Raw genomic sequence first — 20,449 nt, forward strand, 5'->3', positions numbered from 1 at the left:
GGGTGCGCGCCTCCGGCCGCCGGAGGTCACCGCTGGTCGAGCAGCCGAGCGCCAGCGAGGCGTCGTCGAGACCCGGCGAGTGACGCAGGGCCTCGGGTACTCGTCTCCGGCTTCCGGACCATGGGTGTTGCGGTGGGGGCAGCTACAGGAGGGGTACGGCGGGTGGTCGCGGCGGTCTCCCGGCTGCCGGGTGGGCTCCGCCGGTCGAGCAGCCGAGCCCTGGCGAGGCGTCGTCGAGACCCGGTGAGGTGCGCAGGGCCCCGGGGACCCGCCTCCAACTCCCTGGCCATAGGTGGTCGCGGTGGGGGGCAGCTACGAGGAGGTATGGCGGGTGGTCGCGCGATCTACCGGCTGCCGGGTCCGCCCCCGCTGGTCGAGCAGCCGAGCCCTGGCGAGGCGTCGTCGAGACCTGGTGAGGTGCGCAGGGCCTCGGCCACCCCCGTCAGCCGGCGAGAGCCTGAATGCATAGTCCACGATGTGGTCTGACCTGGGGAAACAGGACCGGGACTGTCGGTGGTCGGTGCTTGAGTAGACCCATGGCCAAGGACTCCCGACGCAGCGCACACGTGGTTCGCCGCGCCGTCGCGAAGTCCCGCAAGCAGATGCGCTCGGCCGCCGAGGTCCACCTGTGGTCGATGTCGGACGACGATGTCACCGACACCCTGGTCGAGGCGTCCCGGTTGCGCGCGCAGGCCGAGGCCCTCGAACTGCGGCTCGCCGCGGAGGCCGACCGCCGTCACGCCGGCGAACGCGTCGGTGCGACCGACACCGCGTCGTGGTGGGCGACCGAGACCCACCAGAGCCGGCCCTCGGCGAAGCACCGGATGCGGCTGGCCGAGTCTTTGGACCGCCACGACCTCACGGCGGCAGTCCTGGCGGAGGGTGATGTGTCGGTCGACCACGCGCGGGTGATCACCGAGTGCCTCGACCGGCTGCCCACCGACCTGGACGACCCGACCATCCCGCTCCGTGCGGAGCAGCACCTGCTGGCCGAGGCGCGGCACCGTGACCCCAAGTCGTTGCGGGTCCTGGCCAAGCACGTCCTCACCGTCGTCGCACCCGAGATCGGCGAGGCCCGCGACGCCAAGGCACTCGAAGCCGAGGAGCGCCTGGCCCGGGAGACCGCCTGGCTGACCATGAGCCCCGACGGACGCGGGTCGGTCGTCGGGAAGTTCAAGATCCCCGAGCTCCACGGCGCCATGCTCAAGAAGACCCTCCTCGCCTTCGCCGCCCCCAAGCACCAAGCCGCCACCCAGGAACCAGGCGCGCCCGAGCCGGCCGAGCGGCGTCCATCGCCGGAACGGATGGGTGACGCGTTCTGCGAGCTCCTCGAACGCATCCCCACCGCTTCCGTCCCGAAGCTCGGCGGCCTCAACGCCTCCGTCGTGGTGACCATGGACATCGCCTCGCTCCTCGGCGGCCTCGCACCGGGTGTGCTCGACGACGGCAGCACCATCTCCGCAGCCACGGCCCGGCGACTGGCCTGCGAAGCAGGCTTGATCCCCGCCGTCCTCGGGTCGAGGTCCGAGCTGCTCGACCTCGGCCGCACCACCCGGCTCTTCACCGGAGCCCAACGACGGGCGCTCAACCTCACCCAACCGGCCTGCACCGCAGAAGCCTGCGACTGGCCCGCCCGCCTCTGCCACGCCCACCACGACCAACCCTGGTCCGCCGGCGGAACCACCGACCTGGTCAACGCCCGCAACCTCTGCCCGAGGCACCACGCGCGGATCCACGACCCGGCCTACGAGACCACACACCTGCCCGGCGGGAAGGTCGCCTTCCACCGACGGCCCTAGGCCGAACCAACGAACACACCCCGTCCACCGCAACCACAGCGGTCGACCCCCGCCGAGCGTGAGCCGACAAGCAACCGCGCCCAGGACCTCGACCACAGCGGCGCGCAACCACACGACTCGAAAAAGAGACCCCAAGCCGAGCCCACCCGGCGGCCCGGCGACCACCCCTAGGCCCTGCGCACCTCACCGGGTCTCGACGACGCTCGCCAGGGCTCGCTGCTCGACCAGCAGCAAAGCTGGCCCAACGACCCCCCTAAGGCTCTGCGCACCTCACCGGGTCTCGACGACGCTCGCTCGCGCTCGCTGCTCGACCAGCGGGTCGGGGTGCGACGACGCTCGTTGTTGCTCGCTGCTCGACCAGCAGGGGCGGGTCTCGACGACGACCAGCGACTCAGGCGGAGGTGGCGGTCCGGCCGAAGCGGCTGAGGACGGCTGCCTCGACGAGCTGTGCGAGCAGGTAGAGCAGCAGGGCGGTGACGGTGACGGTGACGACGAGTGCCCAGACACGGGCGTTCTGCGAGCGGTTCGCGGCCGAGACCACGGCGTACCCGATGCCCTTGCCGGTGGCGAGCCACTCGGCCAGCAGCGCTCCGGTGAGGGCGCCGGGCACGGCGATGCGGACGGAGGCGAAGAGCGCCGGCAGGGCGGACGGGAAGCCGACGCGCAGCAGCACCGTGGACGGCGAGCCGCCGTAGACGAGCACGAGGTCGCGCATCGGGGGGGTGACCGAGCGCAGGCCGAGCACGATGTTGACCAGCGCCGGGAAGAGCACGACGACGGCGCTCATGATCGCGACGACGGCGTACCCGCGGCCGACCAGCAGGATCAGGATCGGTGCCAGCGCGATCAGCGGGACGGTCTGCAGGACGAGGGCGACCGGCATGACCGCGCCCTCCAGGAAGCGGTACCGCACGATGGCCGCCGCGAGCAGGATCGCGGTGAGCATGCCGGCGGCGAAGCCGATCCCGGCGTCGGTGAGGGTCTGGGCGAGCAGCGTCCAGATCTCCGAGCGGAGCTCCGCGGAGTCGTCCTCGCCGAAGAGGCTGGTCCACACCTCCGACGGCGTCTTGCCGACGTACGGCGAGACGTCCCAGATCTTCAGCGCGGCGATCCACAGGAGCACCACCACGACGAGGACGAACGCCATCGTCGCCACCTGGCGCGCCACCGACCGCAGGAAGGACCCGGCCCGCCCCGGCGTGGCGCCGAGGTCGCCGGGCAGCAGCGCGCTCACGAGGCGACCCCCTGCGACCACGGCGTGAGCAGGCGACCGACCAGTCCGATGAGGGCGTAGCACCCACCCGCGACCAGCGCGCAGCCGATGCCGACGGCCCAGGCCTGCTCGACGTCGACGTTCTGCTGGGCGATCTTCAGGACCAGCGCGACCCCGCGCTGCACGCCGCCGACGTACTCGCCGAGGATCGCGCCGAGGAACGCCGCCGGCGCGCCGATCCGCAGCGCGGCGAGGATCGACGGCAGCGCCGCGACGAGCTGGACGGTGACGAGCTGGCGCAGCCGCCCGCCGCCGTACACCTGCACCACGTCGAGGCTGGTGCGGTCGGCGGACCGGAGACCGAGGACGGTGCCTACGACGGTCGTGAAGAAGACCGAGAGCGCGGCGAGCGCGGTCGCGGTGCCCGAGCGCTGCCCCTCGTCGGGGTTGCCGATGACGATGAAGAGCACGGGGGCGATGGCCACCAGCGGCACGCAGTAGCTGATCACCGCCACCTGCATCAGCACCGGCTCGGCGAACGGCACCAGCAGGACGAGCGAGGCGACGACGAGGCCGGCGAGCGTGCCGTACGCGAAGCCGACCGCCGCCTCCTGCAGCGTCATCCCGAAGTGCAGCGAGTAGAAGGACCAGCCGTCGTCGACGGCGGTGGAGACGACGCCGTCCGGCGTGGGGATGCGTACGCCGGACAGCACGGTGAGTGCGGCGGCCCACCACAGCGCGACCAGGGCGAGGATCCCGAGGGCTCCTGTCGCGAGGGACCGGGCCGAGCCCGGGGCGCTCATCACTCCTCCCCGAAGAGGAGCTCGGAGGCGCGGTCGTGCAGCGCGTGGAACTCCGGCGTCCGCATCAGGTCCGGCGTGCGCGGACGCGGCAGGTCGACGTCGATGACCTCCTTGACCCGGCCGGGCCGGGCGCTCATCACCGCGACCTTGTCGGAGAGGAAGATCGCCTCGGAGATCCCGTGGGTGACCATCAGCGTGGTCGCCGGCTTCTCGGTCCAGATCCGCAGCAGCTCGACGTTCAGCCGCTGGCGGGTCATGTCGTCGAGCGCGCCGAACGGCTCATCGAGCAGCAGCACCGACGGCTTGACCACCAGCGACCGCGCGATCGAGACCCGCTGGCGCATGCCGCCGGAGAGCTGGGCCGGCTTCGCCTTCTCGAACCCCTCGAGGCCCACGAGCCGGATCAGCTCGGCGACGAGAGCCTCGTCCGGCTTCTGGCCCGAGACCTGGAAGGGCAGCCGGATGTTGGAGACGACCGAGCGCCAGGGGAGCAGCGCCGAGTCCTGGAACGCGATGCCGAGCTCGTGGTCGCGGCGCAGCTCCAGGGGTGTGCGGCCCTCGACGAGCGCGGTGCCCGAGGTCGGCTGCTCGAGCCCGGCCAGGATGCGCAGGATCGTGGACTTCCCGCAGCCGGAGGGACCGAGCAGGGACAGGAAGCTGCCCTTGTCGGTCCACAGGGTCGCGTCCTCGAGGGCGGTGACCGCGCGGCGGCCGACCCGGAAGGTCTTGGTCAGGTGGTCGATGCGCACACCGGTGCCGGTGGAGGCGGTGGCCTCCCCGGCACCGGTGTCCGTCGACGTCAGGGCGACGTCGGACATGTGGTGCCTCTCAGGTGGCTGGCCGTCGACGTGGACGGAGGGGTGGAGCAGCGCGGGTCAGGAGGGGAGCTCGGTGAGCTCGGGCTTCTCCTCGAGCAGCTCGGTGAGCAGCGAGAGGTCGAACAGCTCGTCGGCCTCGATGTCGATGCCGGCGGCCTCCAGGGTGGCGAGGTTCTGGTCGATGAGCTCGTCGGTGATGGTGAACAGGCCGTTGGCCTCGACGTCGGGCGTCACGATCAGGCCGGCCTGGACGTCGGACTGCTCGAGCTCCTTGTCCATGTCCAGCCCGAGGTCCTTGCCGTACTCCTCGACGGCCATCCTGGCCCCCTCGTGCGGGTCGGCGAGCGCGTCCTGCCAGCCGCGGATCTCGGCCTCGAGGAAGGCCTTCACCTTGTCCGGCTCCTCCTCGATCATCCGCTCGGTGGTGATGACCGACTCCGCGACGAACGGCAGCCCGCTGTCGGCGAAGGGCAGGTTGGTGACCTCCATGCCCTGGGCCTGGACGGTGATCGACTCGTTGGTGACGTACGCCAGGAAGCCGTCGACCTCGCCGTCGATGAGCGGGGCGGGGTCGTACTCGACCGGCACCTTCTCCACGTCGGCCGGGTCGATCCCGTTGACCTCGAGCAGCGCGTCGAAGAGGGTCTCGTTGCCGCCGGCCTGGACGCCGATCTTCTTGCCCACGAGGTCCTCGGGGGTCGCGATGTCGCCACCGTCCTTGAGGGAGAGGATCGTGAAGGGGTTCTTCTGGAACTTGGTGCCGACGATCTTCAGCGGCGCGTCCTCCTCGGCGATGACCTGCGCGGTGGACACCGCGTTGCTCAGGCCGAAGTCGGCGTCCTCGGTCGCGACGAGGGTCTCGATGGCGCCCGGGCCGGGGTCCATGGTCACCGAGCTGAAGCCGGCGTCCTCGTAGTAGCCCGCGCTGTCGGCGAAGAACTCACCGGCGAACTCGGCGTTCTTGATCCACGACAGCTGCAGGGTCGCCGCGCCGAAGTCGCCGCCGCCCGAGCTGCTGCTGCCGCCGTCTGCCGCCTCGGCGTCGCCGTCGTCGGAGCCGCAGGCGGTCAGCGAGAGGACCGCGGCGGCGAAGAGGGCCCCGGCACGAGTGGCGCGCGAGCGTGAGGTCATGGAGGTGCTCCGTCTCTGGTGGTGCGGTGGTCGCCGTCCCGGCACGGCTTCGGGTGGGCAGGACGCTAGGAGCGGGGGATTTCGCGGTCGGACGCTCCAGGTTTCGCAGCGGTTAAAACGCTCGTTTCAGTGCTGGTTCCGTCGGTCGTGCGCCTCAGTAGTGGGTCCGGGCGGCGTGCCCGAGCCAGGTCTCGAACGGCGCGAACCGGTCCTCGACCGGCACCGCCGCCACCGCCATCGGCCAGGTCGCGCGGTCCGCGCCCATCAGGTCGTAGAACGCCCGGTCGTCGAAGCCGCCGCGGGCGGCGTCGTCGCGGTCCGCGGCGTACGCCACCCGGTCCAGCCGCGCCCACAGGGACGCCGAGACGCACAGCGGGCACGGCTCGCAGGAGGTGTAGAGCGTGCACCCGGCCAGCGAGAAGTCACGCAGCACCGCGCAGGCACGGCGGATCGCGACCACCTCGGCGTGCGCGGTCGGGTCGAGGTCGGGGGTCACCCGGTTCGTGCCCTCGGCGACCACCTCGCCGTCGCGGACGACGAGGGCCCCGAAGGGTCCGCCACCCGTCGCGACGTTCTCGACGGCGAGGGCGACGGCGCGGTCGAGCCAGGCCTGGTCGGTCATGGGTCCTCCTGGGGGGATCGGGTGCTGGAACGGGCGTTGCGGGCGAGCCGCCAGAGCCGGTCGCGGCTCATCGGCAGCTCGTGCGGGCGGGCCCCCAGCGCGTCGCGGACGGCGTTCGCGATCGCCGGGGCGACGGGGTTGTACGGCGCCTCGCTCATCGACTTCGCGCCGTGCGGGCCGAGCGCGTCGTGGGTGTCGGCGTACCGCACCTCGGTCTCGGGCAGGTCGCCCATCTGCGGCACCCGGTAGTTGCGGAAGCTCCGCGTCGTGACCTCGCCGTCGGCGAGCCGGACCTCCTCGAAGAGCGCGCTGCCGATGCCCTGGGCGACGCCGCCCTCCACCTGCCCCCGCAGCTGCTCGGGGTTGATGACCACGCCGGCGTCGACGGCCTGGACGGACCTCAGGATCCGCAGCTCGCCGGTGGCGGGGTCGAGCGCCACCCGGACGCCGTGGACGTTGAAGGCGACCGAGCGGGGCGACCCGTGGTGCTCGCCGCGCCCGACGACGCGGCCGTCGGCGTCGGGCGGCTCGCCGGCGGCCAGGCGCCGCCGGAGGTCGCGGGCCGCGGCGAGCACGGCGCTGCCGGCGACGACCGAGCCGGTCGACCCGTAGGCACCGGTGTCGTACGCCGCCGCGTCGGTGTCGCCGGCGTGCAGCCGGACCCGAGCGGGGTCCAGGCCGAGCTCCTCGGCGACCAGCTGGACGTGGACCGTCGCGGTGCCGTTGCCGAACTCCGCCGTGCCCACGCCGATGCTGACCGTGCCGTCCGGCTCGCAGGCGACCGTCGCGTCGGCGTGGTGGCCGCGTGGCGGGATGGTCGCGATCATCGCGGCGGCCAGCCCCTCGCCGACCAGCCAGCCCTCCGGTGCCGGGTCGCCGTCGCCGCGGGCGAGCGCCTCCTCGGCGAGGTCGAGGCACTGGTCGAGGCCGTAGCTGCCGAACACCAGGTCGGTGTCCGGCGCGCCGTTGACCACGAAGTCGTCGCCGGGCCGCACCACGTTGCGCCGCCGGACCTCGGCGGGGGAGAGGCCGACCTCCCGGGCCAGCTCGTCGAGCGCCGACTCGATCGCGAAGACGACCTGGCCGAGCCCGTAGCCGCGGAAGGCACCCGAGGGGACGTTGTGGGTGTAGACCGCCTCGGCGTCGAGGCGCTTGTTGGCGCAGCGGTAGAGCGCGACCGACTCGTGGCAGCCGTGGAAGAGCACGCCGGGCCCGTGGTTGCCGTAGGCGCCGGTGTCGCTCAGCACGTCGAGCCGCATGGCGGTCAGCACCCCGTCGGCGTCGGCGCCGAGCTCGACCTCGACCCGCATCGGGTGCCGGCCGGGCACCATCGTGAACTGCTGCTCGCGGGTCAGCTCGAGCTGCACCGGCTCACCGGTGCGCAGGACGGCCAGCGCCACGAGGTCCTCCACGACCATCTCCTGCTTGCCCCCGAACCCGCCGCCGACGCGGCCGGTCACCACCCGCACCCGGTCCCGCTCGAGGCCCAGCACGTGCGCGAGCTCGTCGCGCACCAGGAACGGCACCTGGGTGCTGCTGCGGACCACGAGCCGGCCGTCCTCGTCGAGCCAGCCGCGCGCGCCGTGGGTCTCGAGCGCCGCGTGGGTGACCCGGCCGGTGCGCCAGGTGCCGGAGACGCGGTGGGCGGCGGAGGCCAGCCCGGCCGCCACGTCGCCGACCTCGCCGTGGGTCTGGGCCACCACGTTGCGGGCGGGCTCGGAGATCCGGGAGCGGGTGGCCGACTTCTCGCCGTGCACGAGCGGCGAACCGGGCCGTCGGGACTCCTCGGGGTCGTGGACGGCCGGCAGCACGTCGTACTCCACCTCGAGCAGGGCGACCGCGTGCTCGGCGACCGCGACCGACTCGGCGACGACCGCGGCGACGCGCTGGCCGCAGAACCGCACGACGTCGTCGAGCATCCGGGTGTCGTCGGGGTCGTCGAGCCGGCTGGCGTGCCGTCCGGTGGAGTAGAGGACGTCGGGGACGTCGCGGTGGGTGAGGACGAGGCGTACGCCGGGCAGCGCCGCCGCGCGGGCGGTGTCGATGCGGACGACCCGGGCGTGGGCGTGCGGGCTGGTCAGCAGCGCGAGGTGCAGCACGCCGTCGAGCGGCAGGTCGAGGGTGTAGTCCTCCCACCCGGTCACCACGCGTCGGGCGGCTGGTGCGGGGGTGGAGCGGCCGAAGGCCCGGCCGCCGCCGCACGGCGAGACGTTGGTCTTCCCGGCGAGGGCGTCGCGGATCGACCGGTAGCCGGTGCAGCGGCACAGGTTGCCCTTGAACGTCGCCTCGAGGTCCTCCCTGGCGACCGTGCCGTCCGGCTCGGCGAGCGCGGAGGCGGTGACGACGTACCCCGCGGTGCAGAAGCCGCACTGGAAGCCCTGCGCGTCGAGGAACCGCTGCTGCACCGGCCCCGGCTCCTCCGGCGTGCCGAGGCCCCGGACCGTGGTCACCTCGCGGCCGACCGCGCGGACGGCGGGGTGGACGCAGGAGTGCACGGGCCGGCCGTCGACGAGCACCGAGCAGGCGCCGCAGTCGCCGGCGTCGCAGCCCTTCTTCACCGAGGTGTTGCCGAGCTCGCGCAGCCAGGTGCGCAGGCACTGGCCGGGGGCGGGGTCGCCGGTGACCGGCGTGCCGTCGACGTTCACCGGTGCACCTCCCCGGCCGGCTCCCCGGCCAGCTCCCGGGCCACCTGGCGGGCGAGCACGGCGGTGACGTCGGCGCGCCAGTCCGCTGCGCCGTGCGGGTCGTCGTACCAGCAGTCCACGGTGGCCAGGCCCTCCTCGATCCGGTCCGCGGCGAGCACCACGGGGCGGGTGGTGGCGGCGGTGACCGTGACCCGGTCGCCGACGCCGATGACGACGGCCGAGGACCGGCCGTGCGGGGTGAGCGCGGCACGGCGGAACGCGGTGGGCGCCTCCCGCTCGACCAGGGGCACGTCGACCGCGCGCAGGACCTCGCCGGGGGCCAGCGAGGTGGCGCGCACGCCGCGGACCAGCTCGGCCACCGGCTCGCGGCGCGCGCCGCCGTCCGGGGTCCACACGAGCGCGGTGCCGCCGAGGGCGGCGGTCAGCGAGATCATCGCGCCGGCCGGGAGGGCGAGCGCGATGTTGCCGCCGACGGTCGCGGCGTGCTGGATCTTGAACGACATCAGGAACGCGTCCGCCGCCGACCGCACCAGCGGGGCGAGCGGACCCAGCAGCGGGGAGGAGACCAGCTCGGCGACGGTGCAGGTGGCGCCCACCCGGAGCGTGCCGTCCTCGAGCAGCTCGACGGCCGGCCACCCGAGCGCGGTGAGGTCCACCAGCCCGGTGGTCGCGGGCTGCGGCTCGGAGAAGAGCCAGGTGCCGCCGCCGAGCAGCGCCTCCCCGGGGGCGAGCCGGATCTCGTCGCGACCGGCGGGGCGGCGGAAGGAGGTCACGGTGTGCAGGTCCATCAGGCCTCGACCTCCCCGAGCAGGTCGTAGGTGCGGCTGATCGCGCCGACCCGTTCCCGCGCCGGTCGTCCGCGGCCGGAGAGGACGCCGTCGGCGAGCACGCTGACCACGCTCATCGCCGCGGCGTAGCTGTCGAAGGCCAGCCCGCTCTGCACCGGGCACTCCACCCAGACGTCCACACGGCCGGCGAGCGGCAGCGCGGTCGGGTCGGCGACGAGGACGACGGTCGCGCCGGTCGCGCACGCCGCCTCGAGGAACTCCGCGAAGCCGCGGGGCCGTCGCCGGAAGCCGAGCACCACCACGGCGTCGCCGCGGCCGAGGTCGGCCAGCTCCTCGCCCATCACCTGGCCTGGCAGCGGCGCGAGCGTGACCGAGGAGCGGGCCTGGACCAGCTGCTGGCGCAGGTGCAGCGCGACGGGGTGGCTGTTGCGCCACCCGACCACGAGCAGCCGGCCGGCGCCCGCGAGGACCCGGGCGGCCTGGGCCAGCGCCGGCTGGTGCACCGCCCGGATGATCGCGTCGCCCTCCGCGGCGGCGTGCACGGCGAGGTCGGGACCGCCGTCGACGCGCCGCGGCTCGCCGGCGGTGCGGAGCGCACGCAGGTGCTCGCGGACCTCGTCGAAGTCGGCGAAGCCCAGGCTGCGGAAGAGCCGGCTCATCGTGGCCTTGGAGACGCCGGCGAGGGCGGCGAGCTCGGCGGCGCGGTACGTCGCGAGGTCGTCGAGGTGCTCGAGCAGGGTGGCGGCGGCCTTGCGCTCCTGCGGCGACAACCCGCCGTGGTGCTGCGCGATCCGCTCGTCGATCCTCACGCGGCACCCCGCTCGCCGACGGCCGCGGCGACCGCGAGGACGGCCTGCTCCAGCGCGTCGATGCCGCGCGCCACGTCGACGTCGCGCACGTCCTCGTCGGGGTGGTGGCTGATCCCGTCGGAGCAGCGGAGGAAGAGCATCCCGACGCCGGTCACGGCCGCGACCGCCATCGCGTCGTGGCCCGCCCGGCTCCACAGCCCCAGCGGGTCGGTGTCGCCGGTGGCAGCGATCCCGGCGACGACCGCGCGCTGCAGCCACGGCGCGCACGGGGCGGCCGGGGCGGCGTGGGTCTCGACCACGTGCAGGGAGAGGCCGCGCGCGGTGCAGATCGCCTCGGCCTCGGCCCGCACGACCTCCCACATGGCGTCCCGCTCGGCGTCGGTCGCCGCGCGCAGGTCGAGGGTCAGGTCGGCGCGTCCGGGCACGACGTTCACCGCACCGGGGGAGACCTCGAGCCGACCGACGGTGGCGATGCAGCCGTGGTCGCCGGTCGCCCGCGCGAGCCGCTCGACCGCGGTGACGACCTCGCTGGCGCCCACCAGCGCGTCGCGCCGCCGGGAGTACGGCGTCCCGCCGGCGTGCCGCGCCTCGCCGAGCACGGTCAGCGCGAACCGCCGCGCGCCGGCGATCGTGGTGACGTAGCCCAGCGAGGCGTTGGCCGCCTCGAGGTGCGGCCCCTGCTCGATGTGCGCCTCGAGGTAGCCGACCAGCTCCTCGGGCCGCCGGCCGGCCTCGCCGACGCGGGCCGGGTCGAGGCCGAAGTCGTGGAACGCCTGCCGCAGCGTCGTCCCGTCGCGGTCGACCAGGTCCCACCAGGCCGGGTCCCAGGTGCCGGCCAATGCGCGGCTACCGAGCAGGGCGGTCCCGAACCGGGCGCCCTCCTCGTCGCCGAAGCCCATCACCTCGAGCGCGAAGGGCAGCTCGCGGCCCCGCAGCCGCGCGGCCACCTCCAGCGCCATGACGACGCCGAGCGGGCCGTCGTACCTCCCGGCGTCGGGGACGGTGTCGAGGTGGGAGCCGAGCAGCAGGGCGGGCATCCCCGGCACGGGCCCCTCGCGGCGGCCGCACTGGTTGCCCGCGGCGTCCTGCCACGCCCGCAGCCCGGCCGCCTCCATCCAGCCGGCGACCAGGGCGTTGGCGCGGGCGTGCTCGGTGGTGAGGTGGAGCCGCTCGACGGCGTCGGGGCGGCTGCTGAGGGCGGCGAGCTCGTCGCAGCGGGCCAGCGCCCGCTCGGCGCTCACGCGTAGACCTCGCGCGCCGCGCCGACCCCGCCGCCAGCGGTGACCGGCACCCCGGCCGCGCGCAGCACCTGCTCCAGCGCGGCGAGCGTGGTGAGGACGGCGTCGCGGCGGGCGTTGTGGCCCATCGTGCCGATCCGCCAGACCCGCCCGTGGAGGGGGCCGAAGGACGTGCCGATCTCGATGCCGAAGTCCTCGAGCAGGACGGCGCGCGCGGCGTCGCCGTCCACGCCGTCGGGGACCTCGACCGCCACGACGTTGTGCATCTTGTGGGCGACGTCGCCGAAGACCGCCAGGCCGAGACCGCGGACGCCCTCGAGCATCGCGCGGCCGTGCAGGGCGTGCCGGTCGACGGCCGCCGCCAGCCCCTCCTCGACGAGCAGGCGCGCGCACTCGCGGGCGCCGTACAGCATGGTCGTGGCCTCGGTGTGGTGGTTGAGCCGGCGCGGGCCCCAGTAGTCCATCACCTGCGCGAGGTCGAGGTAGTTGCTGGCGATCCGCACTCCCCGGCCCTGCTCGCCGTCCGCGCGGATGCCCGCCTCGACGTGCTTGCGGGCGTCGATCGCCGCGGCGGCGCGGTCGGAGACGGTGATCGGCGCGCTGCCCGACGGGCCGCCGAGGCACTTCTGCAGCCCGGCGGTGGCCACGTCGACGCCCCACGCGTCGGCCTCGAAGAGGTTGCCGCCCAGGCTCGCGGTGGCGTCGCAGTAGAGCAGCGCGTCGTGCCGCCGGCAGATCTCCCCGAGGTCCGCGAGCGGCTGGCACATCGTGGTCGAGGTGTCCCCCTGGACGACCGCGACGAGCCGGGGCCGGACGGCGGCGACGGCCGCCTCCAGCTGCTCGGGCGCGACCACCTGCCCCCAGGCCACCTCGGTGGTGTGCACCTCGGCCCCGCACCGCTCCGCGATCTCCACGAGCAGGTGGCCGAACCGGCCGAAGACCGGCACGAGCACCCGGTCGCCCGGCTCGAGGAGGCTGACCAGGGCCGCCTCGATCCCGGCGCGCGAGGTGCCGTCGACGAGGAACGTCTGTTCGTTGGCGGTGCGGAAGACCTCGCGGTAGAGCGCCATCGTCTCGTTCATGTACGCCGTCATCGCGGGGTCGTACTGGCCGACCAGCTGCGCCGACATCGCTCGGAGCACCCGCGGGTCGGCGTTGACCGGGCCGGGCCCCATCAGCAGCCGCGGCGGCGGGTGGACCTGGCCGCTCATGCGCTCCTCCGCAGCATCCGGCCGTGCTCGTGGTCGACCGCCGGGCGGCCGCGCACCAGGGTCGCGACGACCCGGCCGGCCAGGGACAGCCCGTCGTAGGCGCTGATCGGGTTGCGGTGCGCCAGCGCCTCGGCGCGGACGTCGGTCGTGGCGGTCGGGTCGTGGACGACCAGGTCGGCGTCGGCACCGACGGCGATCCGCCCCTTGCCGGTGAGCCCGACGAGGTCGGCGGTGCCGGTCGACATCCACGCCGCGACCCGCTCGATCCCGATGCCGCGCGCTGCCGCCTCCGCCGCGACCGCGGTGAACCCGACCTGCAGCCCGGCGACGCCGCCCCACGCCTGCTGGAGGTCGCCGTCGCCGCGGTGCTTCTCCTCGGCGGTCGCGGGGGAGTGGTCGGAGACGACCACGTCGACGACGCCGTCGAGGAGTCCCTGCCACAGCAGGTCGCGGTTGGCCGCGTCGCGGATCGGCGGGCAGCACTTGAACTCCGGCGCCGCGTCGGGGATCGCCGCGGCCTCCAGGCAGAGGTAGTGCGGGCAGGTCTCGACGGTGACCGGGACGCCCTCCGCGCGCGCGTCGGCGAGCAGGTCGAGGGCCCGGGCGCTGGAGAGGTGCAGCACGTGCACCCGGGCGCCGGTCTCCCGCGCGCCGTCCAGCACGCGACGTACCGCCGCGGTCTCGGCCTCGTCGGGCCGGGAGAGCAGGAAGTCGGCGTACGCCCGGCTCGGCGGGTGCGGCGCGGCGCCGAGGACGTCCGCGTCCTCGGCGTGGACGACCATCAGGCTGCCCAGCCGGGCCACCTCCGCGAGCGCCGTCTTGAACCCGACCGCGTCCAGCGGCGGGAACTCCTCCACGCCGGAGGGTGACAGGAAGCACTTGAAGCCCAGGACGCCCGCGTCGTGGAGCGGCTCCAGGTCGGCGACGTTGCCGGGCACGGCGCCGCCCCAGAACGCCACGTTCACGGCGAGCTGCCCCGCCGCCGCGGCCTGCTTGGCGTGCAGCGCCCCGACGCTGGTGGTCGGCGGCAGCGAGTTGAGCGGCATGTCGACGAGCGTCGTCACGCCGCCGGCGTGCGCCGCCCGCGTGGCGGTGGCGAAGCCCTCCCAGTGGGTGCGTCCCGGCTCGTTGACGTGGACGTGGGTGTCGACGGCGCCGGGCAGGAGGTACGCCGCCTCCGCGACGTCGAGCACCGGGCCGACGACCGGGTGGTCGAACGGCTCGATCCCGCTGACCCGGCCCGCGGCGATCGTCACGGTGGCCGGCCGGAGCGCGGCGTCGACGAGCACCTGCCGCGCGCGCACGGCGGCGTACTGCTCCGCGGTGCCGGCCCCGGTGCTCACGCGAACCCCGCGACCGTGGCCCACGCGCGGGGCTCGCGGGCCTCGCCCTCGCGCTGGACCGTCGCCTGGATCAGCCCGTAGGGGCGGTCCGCGGCGAGGAAGACCTCGCCGGGGTTGTCCAGCCCGAACGGTGCGAGGTCGACGAGGAAGTGGTGGTTGTTCGGGCACGAGAGCCGGACCTCGGCGATGCCGGGGAACGCCTCGAGGACGGCCTTGCCCATCGCGAAGATCGTCTGCTGCAGCGCGAGCGAGTGCAGGTCGGCGAAGGTCTCGAGCAGCAGGTCGCGCACCGCGGCGTACGTCGCGTCGAAGCCGTTCGAGCCGTCCGACCCCGGCGGCAGCTCGGCGTAGCGCCACCAGGCCGTCACGTCGGTGGCGAGGATCCGGTCGTCGGTCTCGGGCAGGGTCGTGTAGCGGTCGCGGGGGAAGCCGGCGAACTCCGATCCGGTCGACTTCAGCACCGTCAGGTCGCGCAGGCCGGCCAGCACGAACACCTCGTCCCCGTCGCGCTGCACCAGCGTCGTGCGCGTCTCGCGCCCGGTGCGCACGAAGGAGTGGTCGTGCGGCTCGCCGCCGACCTCGATGCGGTCCCAGGAGTGCTGCTGCGCCTCCCAGCGCCCGCCGTCGACCCAGGGGAAGCCGGTCGTGAAGTGCTCGGCGAGCCGCAGCAGGAGCTCCTCGGGAGCCCCGATGCCGTCGCGGGCGAAGGCGTACACGGTGTTCTTCTGGGTGTCGGTGGCGACGACCTGGCTGTTGTCGCCGTGAGTGTGGCAGGCCGCGAAGTCACCGCGGAGCTGGCTGGTGACGGTGAGGTCGGTGATCCGGTGCTTCCCGCTGGTCGAGCCCGTCGAGACCCCTCGGTCGACGCGGACCAGGCGGCACTCGGCCTTGCCGTACTGGTTCTCCCCGAGGACGACGTCGCCCGTGGCCATCGCTCAGCTCCCCTTGTAGGTGGTGTAGGCGAACGGGCTCAGCAGCAGCGCGACGTGGTGGTGCGGCTCGGCCCCGTCGACGGTGAGGTCGACCCGCACGACGGGGTGGAAGGCGGTCGCGGTGGCGAACGTCAGCGCGTGGTGGCCGCCGTCGAGCACGGTCGCGAACCGGATCCGTCCGTCGGCGTCGGTGCGCGCCCGCTCCAGCTCGGCGCCGGCGCCGGTGGCGAGGACGACCTCGAGGTCCGCGCGGGGCGCGCCCGCCCCGGTGTCGAGCACGTGGGTGGACAGGGTGGTCACGAGAACAGCCCCCTCAGCCGCAGCACGGCGATCTCGGCGAGCTGGGCCCGCGTGACCTCGAGCTCGGTGGCCGGGTCGTTGCCCAGGCGCTGCTCGAGCTGCTCGAGGACCTCCCCGGCGCTGCGACCCGCGGCCCGGACGAGGAAGACCCGACCGAAGCGCTCCTCGTACGCCGCGTTGCCGGCGGCGATCCGCTCCTGGACCCCGGCCTCGTCCCCGGCGTCCGAGCCGACGCGGGACTGCTCGCGCCGCGACATCTCCGCGCTCGCGCCGCTCCCGGCGTGCCGCTCACCGATCCGCGGGTGGTCGGCGAGGGCCCGCTCGACCTCCTCGACCGTCCACGTCGCGGTCAGCGCCTCCGCGTGCGCGACGAGCGCCTCGACGCCCGCGTAGGGCCGGTTCGCGACGACCGCGTCGACCCACGAGGCGATGTCGGCGCAGGGCCGCACCACCTCGGCCGCCCCGGCCTCGTCCATCGCGTTCAGCTGCTCGATCCGCACGTCCGCTCCTCCCTGGAGCGGCTGAAGCTAGGCAGCTGGCGTGTCGCCGGATCGAAACCGCCGTTTCAGCGGCGTTACGGTCCGCGCCCGTGCGTTTCGGTGCCGCGCGAATCGTTCAATTGCGCGGTTGTGACTGGTTACCGGCCGGTTCGGGCGTCGCAATCGTTCAATTGCGCGATTGCGGTGACCCCACCAGCTCGTCCGCCAGCCGCAGCAGGTCCCGGTCCCGGCCGGGCGCGGCGACGAGGCACGCGCCGACGGGGAGACCGCCGGCGCCGGGAGCGGTGGTGGTCGGCACCGACACGGCCGGCAGGCCGGCGAGCGCGGCCAGGCAGGTCAGCTGCATGGTGGCGGCGCGGACCGGCTCCATGTCCTCGCCGAGCAGCGGGGCGACCGAGGAGGCGGACGGGAGCAGCAGCACCCGCGCGCCGACCAGCGACCGGACCGCCGCACGAGCCTCGGCCACGACCGCCCGCGCGGCCGACACCTGGCCGTCCGTGACCGTCCGGGCGTGCTCGAACCGTGCCCGGACGTCCGGCCCCAGCACGTGCAGCCGGCCCTCGAGCCACGCGCCGTGGGACTGCCAGGCCTCCCAGGCCTGGACGGTCCGGAACGCGTCGAGCCACCCCGGCAGGTCGGCCATCGGCCAGTGCTCCTCGCCCGCGCCCGCCGGCACGACGGCCCGCACGGCGGCGGCCACCTCCGGCGAGGCCAGGTCGACCAGGCCGGGCACCACGACCACGTCGCCGGCCGAGAACCCGGCCGAGAACCCGCCCGAGAACCCGCCCGAGGACCCGCCCGAGGACCCGCCCGTGGCCGGCGGCAGCAGCACGTCCCCGACGGCCACGAGCAGCTCCACCGAGCGCGTCAGCCAGCCGACGGCGTCGTACGACGGGGCGAGGGGAAACAGTCCGTCGACCGGCACGGCGCCGGTGGTGGTGCGGATCCCGAAGAGGCCCTGGTACGCCGCCGGCACCCGGATCGAGCCGCCGGTGTCGGTGCCGAGGCCGATGGTGGCGTGGCCCAGCGAGACGGCGGAGGCGGAGCCGGAGGTCGAGCCGCCGGGGACGCGGTACGGCGCGCGCGGGTTGGGCGGCGCTCCGGTGTGCGCGTTCGTGCCGGCCAGCGACCAGGCGAGCTCGTCGGTCCGGGCGATCCCGCGCACGTCGGCGCCCGCGGCGAGGAGGCGGGCCACCGCGTCCGCGTGGTCGCGGGCGGTCGGTGCGGCGTCGAGCCAGGCCGGGTTGCCGGCGCCGGTGCGGTGGCCGGCGACGGCGTACAGGTCCTTGACCGCCACCGACTCCCCGGCCAGCGGGCCGGAGCCCGAGCCGTGCACGAGGGGGTCGCCGACGACGCGCCACACGCGGGTGTCGAGCGCGGGCGCGGGTGCGGCGACGTGCGCGGCGGTGACCTGCCAGCCGTCGGCGAGCCGCGCCCACAGCTGGGTCTGCTGCCCGCGCCCGCCCCGCTCGAGCTCGGTGACCGCGACCACGAGCGCGTGGTCGTCGTCGATCGTCTGCACGTGCGTCTGCACGATCCGCCGCCGGGGCGCGCCGCCGCGCCGCCCGCGGAAGGCGCTGATCGCGTCGTGCCCGACGAGCAGCCCCGCCGCGTCGCCGCGCAGGGTCGTGGGGCCGGGCGCGAAGAGCCGGTCGAGGGCCTCGAGGTCGTCGTCCATGAGCGCGCGCTCGTAAGCCCGGAAGGCCTCGACGAGGCCGGGCGGGACGGGCTTGGCCGCGCCGGAGGGCGCCGTGGGGGAGTCGGTCACGAGAAGTCACTCTTCCGGATCCGCGCGTGCGCGCCCTTCACGACATCCACGACCTGCGAGATCTCGAAGTCGGTCGCGGCGCTGAGGTAGGCGTAGGCCAGCGCCGGGTCCATGCCGTACGCCGCGCCGAGCAGCGCGATCGCGGCGCGCACGCAGTTCTGCACGGCCACGTCGAGGTCCTCGTCGAGCCCGGTCGGCACCAGGTGCTCGCCCGTCTCGGCCAGCGGCCCGGCCAGCTCGCCGAAGCGGCGTACCGCCTCCTCCCGCGGCACCACGTCCAGCCGCACCGTCGCCCGCAGCGAGGCCTCCATGGCGGTCAGCGACACCTCGCCGCAGCCCTGCGCGAAGTGCGGGTCGCCGACGTAGGCCAGCGCGCCGTCGACCTGCACCGGCAGGTAGAGCGTCGAGCCCGCGGTCAGCAGGTTGATGTCGAGGTTCCCGCCGTGCGGGCCGGGCGGCACCGAGTGCGGCCGGTCGTCGCCGGCCACCGCGACGCCCATGATCCCCAGGAACGGCGCCAGCGGGAACGACACCCGCGGCTCCTCGCCGGGCCGCAGCGGCAGCCGCCCGTGGGTCCCGTCCTCGCTGACGGTGGCGAAGGCGGAGAAGCAGGCGGCGGCCTCGAGCGGGTACTCACCGGCCAGGCACCCCCGCCCGTGCCGGTTGGAGATGACGCCGTACGGCACCCGGGGGAGCGCCTCGACCAGCGTCATCGCCAGCAGGTCACCGGGCCGGGCGCCCTCGACCCGGACGGGCCGGCTGACCACGTGCGGACCGTCCACGCCGAAGGTGCGCGGCAGGTCGCTCGCCGCGATCGCCACCGCGTCCCGGAGCACCTCGCCCGCGCCGTGCGCGCCGAAGAACCGCTCGGGGTCGCGACCCTGGTCCTCGAGGATCCCCTCGTGGCTGACGGTGTCGAAGGTGACCTCCGTCCCCGGCTGGACGCTCAGCGCCGGCGCGTCGCCGGCGCAGGGCAGCCGTCCCCACAAGACGGTGTCCGGCGCGGCCGGGAGGTACGTCGAGGACCGGATCGGGCCGGCACCGGGCTGCAGGATCACCCGCCGGACCGTAGGGAACGGTTGTTTCAGCCGTGTCTCGCCCAGCCGACGGCCACCCGTCAGATCGCGAGCGTCACGGCCAGCAGCACCGCCGCGACGAGCACCGCGCCGGTCATCACCACGCCCAGCCCGAACCGCGGCAGCGGCCGCCCGGTCCGCATCGCGCGCTCGACCAGCGACCACCGCCGGTAGGCGAGCACCGTGGTGCCGCCGCCGAGCAGGAGCAGCACGACCACCAGCGTGCGGCGGAGCCACTCGGGGTCCGGCACCCCCAGCGAGTCCATGGCCACCGCCCCCGCCATCACCGCCAGCGCCGTGCGCACCCAGGCGAGGAACGTGCGCTCGTTGGCCAGCGTGTACCTCGGGTCCGGCTCCCCGCCCTCGTCGTACACGCCCATGCCGGGCATCATCGCGCACGCCCGGATCGGTAGCGTCCCGGGCATGCACGAGTACGACGCCCAGACCGCCGTCACGCCCACCGGGGACGGCCGGTACGCCGCCGAGCTGTCCGACGGTTGGCACGTCGGCGGCGGCATCAACGGCGGGTACCTCCTGGCGATCATCGGCCGGGCGATCAGCGCGCACCTGCCCACCAAGCCGCACCCGCTCTCGGTGAGCGCCTACTACCTCTCCGCCTCGGTGGCCGGACCGGCCGAGGTCGCCCTCGACGTCCGCCGCGACGGCGGCAGCATCGCGACCGTCGCCGCCGACCTCCGGCAGGGAGACCAGACGAGGATCACCGCGCTCGCGACGTACGGCGACCTCACCCGGCTCGGCGACGACGTCCGCACCACCGCCGAGGAGCCGCACCTGCCACCGGTCGAGGAGTGCGTGCCCTCCTCGCTGGCGCCCGAGGAGGTACGTCGCGCGGCGCCGCTCATGCAGCGCTTCGACATGCGCTTCCACCCCGACCACGTGGGCTGGGCGGTCGGCGAGCCCGGCCGCACGGGCGTCATCTCCGCCTGGTTCCGGCTCGCCGACGGCCGCGAGCCCGACCCGGTCTCGCTGCTCCTCGCCGCGGACGCCCTCCCGCCGGTCACCTTCGACCTCGGCATGCCCGGCTGGGCGCCGACCCTCGAGCTGACCGCCCACGTCCGCGCCGTGCCCGCGCCCGGCTGGCTCAAGGTCCGCCACGCGACCCGGAACATGGCCGGCGGCATGTTCGAGGAGGACTGCGAGGTGTGGGACTCCACCGGCCGCCTCGTCGCCCAGTCCCGCCAGCTCGCCCGCCAGCCCCGCTGACACCGCTGGTCGAGCAGCGAGCGCCAGCGAGCGTCGTCGAGACCCCGTGACGGACGCAGGGCCTCGGGCAGAGCGCCAGCGACCACCGCTGGTCGAGCAGCGAGCGCCAGCGAGCGTCGTCGAGACCCGGCGACGTGCGCAGTGCCCCGAGCAGCGCGCCAGCGACCACCGCTGGTCGAGCAGCGAGCGCCAGCGAGCGTCGTCGAGACCCCGTGACGGACGCAGGGCC

General features: G+C 74.7%; 19 protein-coding genes. 2 read left to right on the forward strand and 17 right to left on the reverse strand.

Annotated elements, in window-relative coordinates; translation table 11 throughout:
* Positions 1-536 precede the first annotated feature (536 nt).
* Positions 537-1,799, forward strand: coding sequence for an HNH endonuclease signature motif containing protein (locus tag OSR43_RS05175; RefSeq protein WP_302270020.1), 1,263 nt, complete (start codon positions 537-539; stop codon positions 1,797-1,799).
* Positions 1,800-2,190: 391 nt separating this feature from the next.
* On the opposite strand, the gene OSR43_RS05180 is transcribed toward OSR43_RS05175, so the two are convergent.
* From OSR43_RS05180 to OSR43_RS05260, 17 genes are all read right to left on the reverse strand, one after another.
* Complete coding sequence (locus OSR43_RS05180; RefSeq protein ID WP_302270021.1) at positions 2,191-3,033, reverse strand: ABC transporter permease; 843 nt, start codon at positions 3,031-3,033, stop codon at positions 2,191-2,193.
* Positions 3,030-3,815 carry an ABC transporter permease gene (locus OSR43_RS05185; RefSeq protein ID WP_302270022.1) on the reverse strand — a complete coding sequence of 262 codons (786 nt, stop codon included), beginning with the start codon at positions 3,813-3,815 and terminating at the stop codon, positions 3,030-3,032. The genes OSR43_RS05180 and OSR43_RS05185 overlap by 4 nt, the downstream gene beginning before the upstream one ends.
* A complete protein-coding gene (locus OSR43_RS05190; RefSeq protein WP_302270023.1) occupies positions 3,815-4,633 on the reverse strand; it encodes an ABC transporter ATP-binding protein in 819 nt (272 codons plus the stop codon). The genes OSR43_RS05185 and OSR43_RS05190 overlap by 1 nt, the downstream gene beginning before the upstream one ends.
* Positions 4,634-4,690: 57 nt before the next feature.
* A complete protein-coding gene (locus tag OSR43_RS05195; protein ID WP_302270024.1) occupies positions 4,691-5,764 on the reverse strand; it encodes an ABC transporter substrate-binding protein in 1,074 nt (357 codons plus the stop codon).
* Positions 5,765-5,918: 154 nt separating this feature from the next.
* Positions 5,919-6,386: a nucleoside deaminase gene (locus OSR43_RS05200; protein ID WP_302270025.1), complete on the reverse strand. Its 468-nt coding sequence runs from the start codon at positions 6,384-6,386 to the stop codon at positions 5,919-5,921.
* On the reverse strand, positions 6,383-9,031 hold the full coding sequence (locus OSR43_RS05205) for a molybdopterin cofactor-binding domain-containing protein (RefSeq protein WP_302270026.1): 2,649 nt from the start codon (positions 9,029-9,031) through the stop codon (positions 6,383-6,385). Before OSR43_RS05205 ends, OSR43_RS05200 begins: the two co-directional genes overlap by 4 nt.
* Positions 9,028-9,819 (reverse strand): xanthine dehydrogenase family protein subunit M, encoded by a 792-nt coding sequence (locus OSR43_RS05210; protein WP_302270028.1) that lies wholly within the window; start codon positions 9,817-9,819, stop codon positions 9,028-9,030. Before OSR43_RS05210 ends, OSR43_RS05205 begins: the two co-directional genes overlap by 4 nt.
* Positions 9,819-10,628 (reverse strand): MurR/RpiR family transcriptional regulator, encoded by an 810-nt coding sequence (locus tag OSR43_RS05215; protein ID WP_302270029.1) that lies wholly within the window; start codon positions 10,626-10,628, stop codon positions 9,819-9,821. Before OSR43_RS05215 ends, OSR43_RS05210 begins: the two co-directional genes overlap by 1 nt.
* Positions 10,625-11,869, reverse strand: coding sequence for an allantoate amidohydrolase (locus tag OSR43_RS05220; RefSeq protein ID WP_302270031.1), 1,245 nt, complete (start codon positions 11,867-11,869; stop codon positions 10,625-10,627). The genes OSR43_RS05215 and OSR43_RS05220 overlap by 4 nt, the downstream gene beginning before the upstream one ends.
* Positions 11,866-13,077 carry an alanine--glyoxylate aminotransferase family protein gene (locus OSR43_RS05225; protein WP_302270033.1) on the reverse strand — a complete coding sequence of 404 codons (1,212 nt, stop codon included), beginning with the start codon at positions 13,075-13,077 and terminating at the stop codon, positions 11,866-11,868. The genes OSR43_RS05220 and OSR43_RS05225 overlap by 4 nt, the downstream gene beginning before the upstream one ends.
* Positions 13,074-14,420 (reverse strand): allantoinase AllB, encoded by a 1,347-nt coding sequence (gene allB, locus OSR43_RS05230; protein WP_302270034.1) that lies wholly within the window; start codon positions 14,418-14,420, stop codon positions 13,074-13,076. Before allB ends, OSR43_RS05225 begins: the two co-directional genes overlap by 4 nt.
* The gene (gene pucL / locus OSR43_RS05235) at positions 14,417-15,352 is read right to left on the reverse strand and encodes a factor-independent urate hydroxylase (RefSeq protein WP_302270035.1); all 936 of its coding nucleotides are present in this window, start codon (positions 15,350-15,352) and stop codon (positions 14,417-14,419) included. Before pucL ends, allB begins: the two co-directional genes overlap by 4 nt.
* 3 nt (positions 15,353-15,355) lie before the next feature.
* Entirely contained in the window at positions 15,356-15,652 is a 297-nt protein-coding gene (locus OSR43_RS05240) for a hydroxyisourate hydrolase (protein WP_302270036.1), read from the reverse strand.
* A complete protein-coding gene (uraD, locus tag OSR43_RS05245) occupies positions 15,649-16,152 on the reverse strand; it encodes a 2-oxo-4-hydroxy-4-carboxy-5-ureidoimidazoline decarboxylase (RefSeq protein ID WP_302270038.1) in 504 nt (167 codons plus the stop codon). The genes OSR43_RS05240 and uraD overlap by 4 nt, the downstream gene beginning before the upstream one ends.
* Before the next feature lie 166 nt (positions 16,153-16,318).
* On the reverse strand, positions 16,319-17,920 hold the full coding sequence (locus OSR43_RS05250; protein WP_302270040.1) for an AtzH-like domain-containing protein: 1,602 nt from the start codon (positions 17,918-17,920) through the stop codon (positions 16,319-16,321).
* Positions 17,917-18,978: an acetamidase/formamidase family protein gene (locus OSR43_RS05255; RefSeq protein WP_302270041.1), complete on the reverse strand. Its 1,062-nt coding sequence runs from the start codon at positions 18,976-18,978 to the stop codon at positions 17,917-17,919. Before OSR43_RS05255 ends, OSR43_RS05250 begins: the two co-directional genes overlap by 4 nt.
* Before the next feature lie 59 nt (positions 18,979-19,037).
* Positions 19,038-19,376 carry a YidH family protein gene (locus OSR43_RS05260; RefSeq protein ID WP_302270042.1) on the reverse strand — a complete coding sequence of 113 codons (339 nt, stop codon included), beginning with the start codon at positions 19,374-19,376 and terminating at the stop codon, positions 19,038-19,040.
* A gap of 43 nt (positions 19,377-19,419) precedes the next feature.
* Between OSR43_RS05260 and OSR43_RS05265 the strand changes: the two genes are divergently transcribed.
* Positions 19,420-20,220 (forward strand): thioesterase family protein, encoded by an 801-nt coding sequence (locus OSR43_RS05265; RefSeq protein WP_302270044.1) that lies wholly within the window; start codon positions 19,420-19,422, stop codon positions 20,218-20,220.
* The last annotated feature ends 229 nt before the right edge of the window (positions 20,221-20,449 follow it).

Origin of the sequence: Nocardioides sp. Arc9.136, from assembly GCF_030506255.1 — a bacterium.
Taxonomy (GTDB): domain Bacteria; phylum Actinomycetota; class Actinomycetes; order Propionibacteriales; family Nocardioidaceae; genus Nocardioides.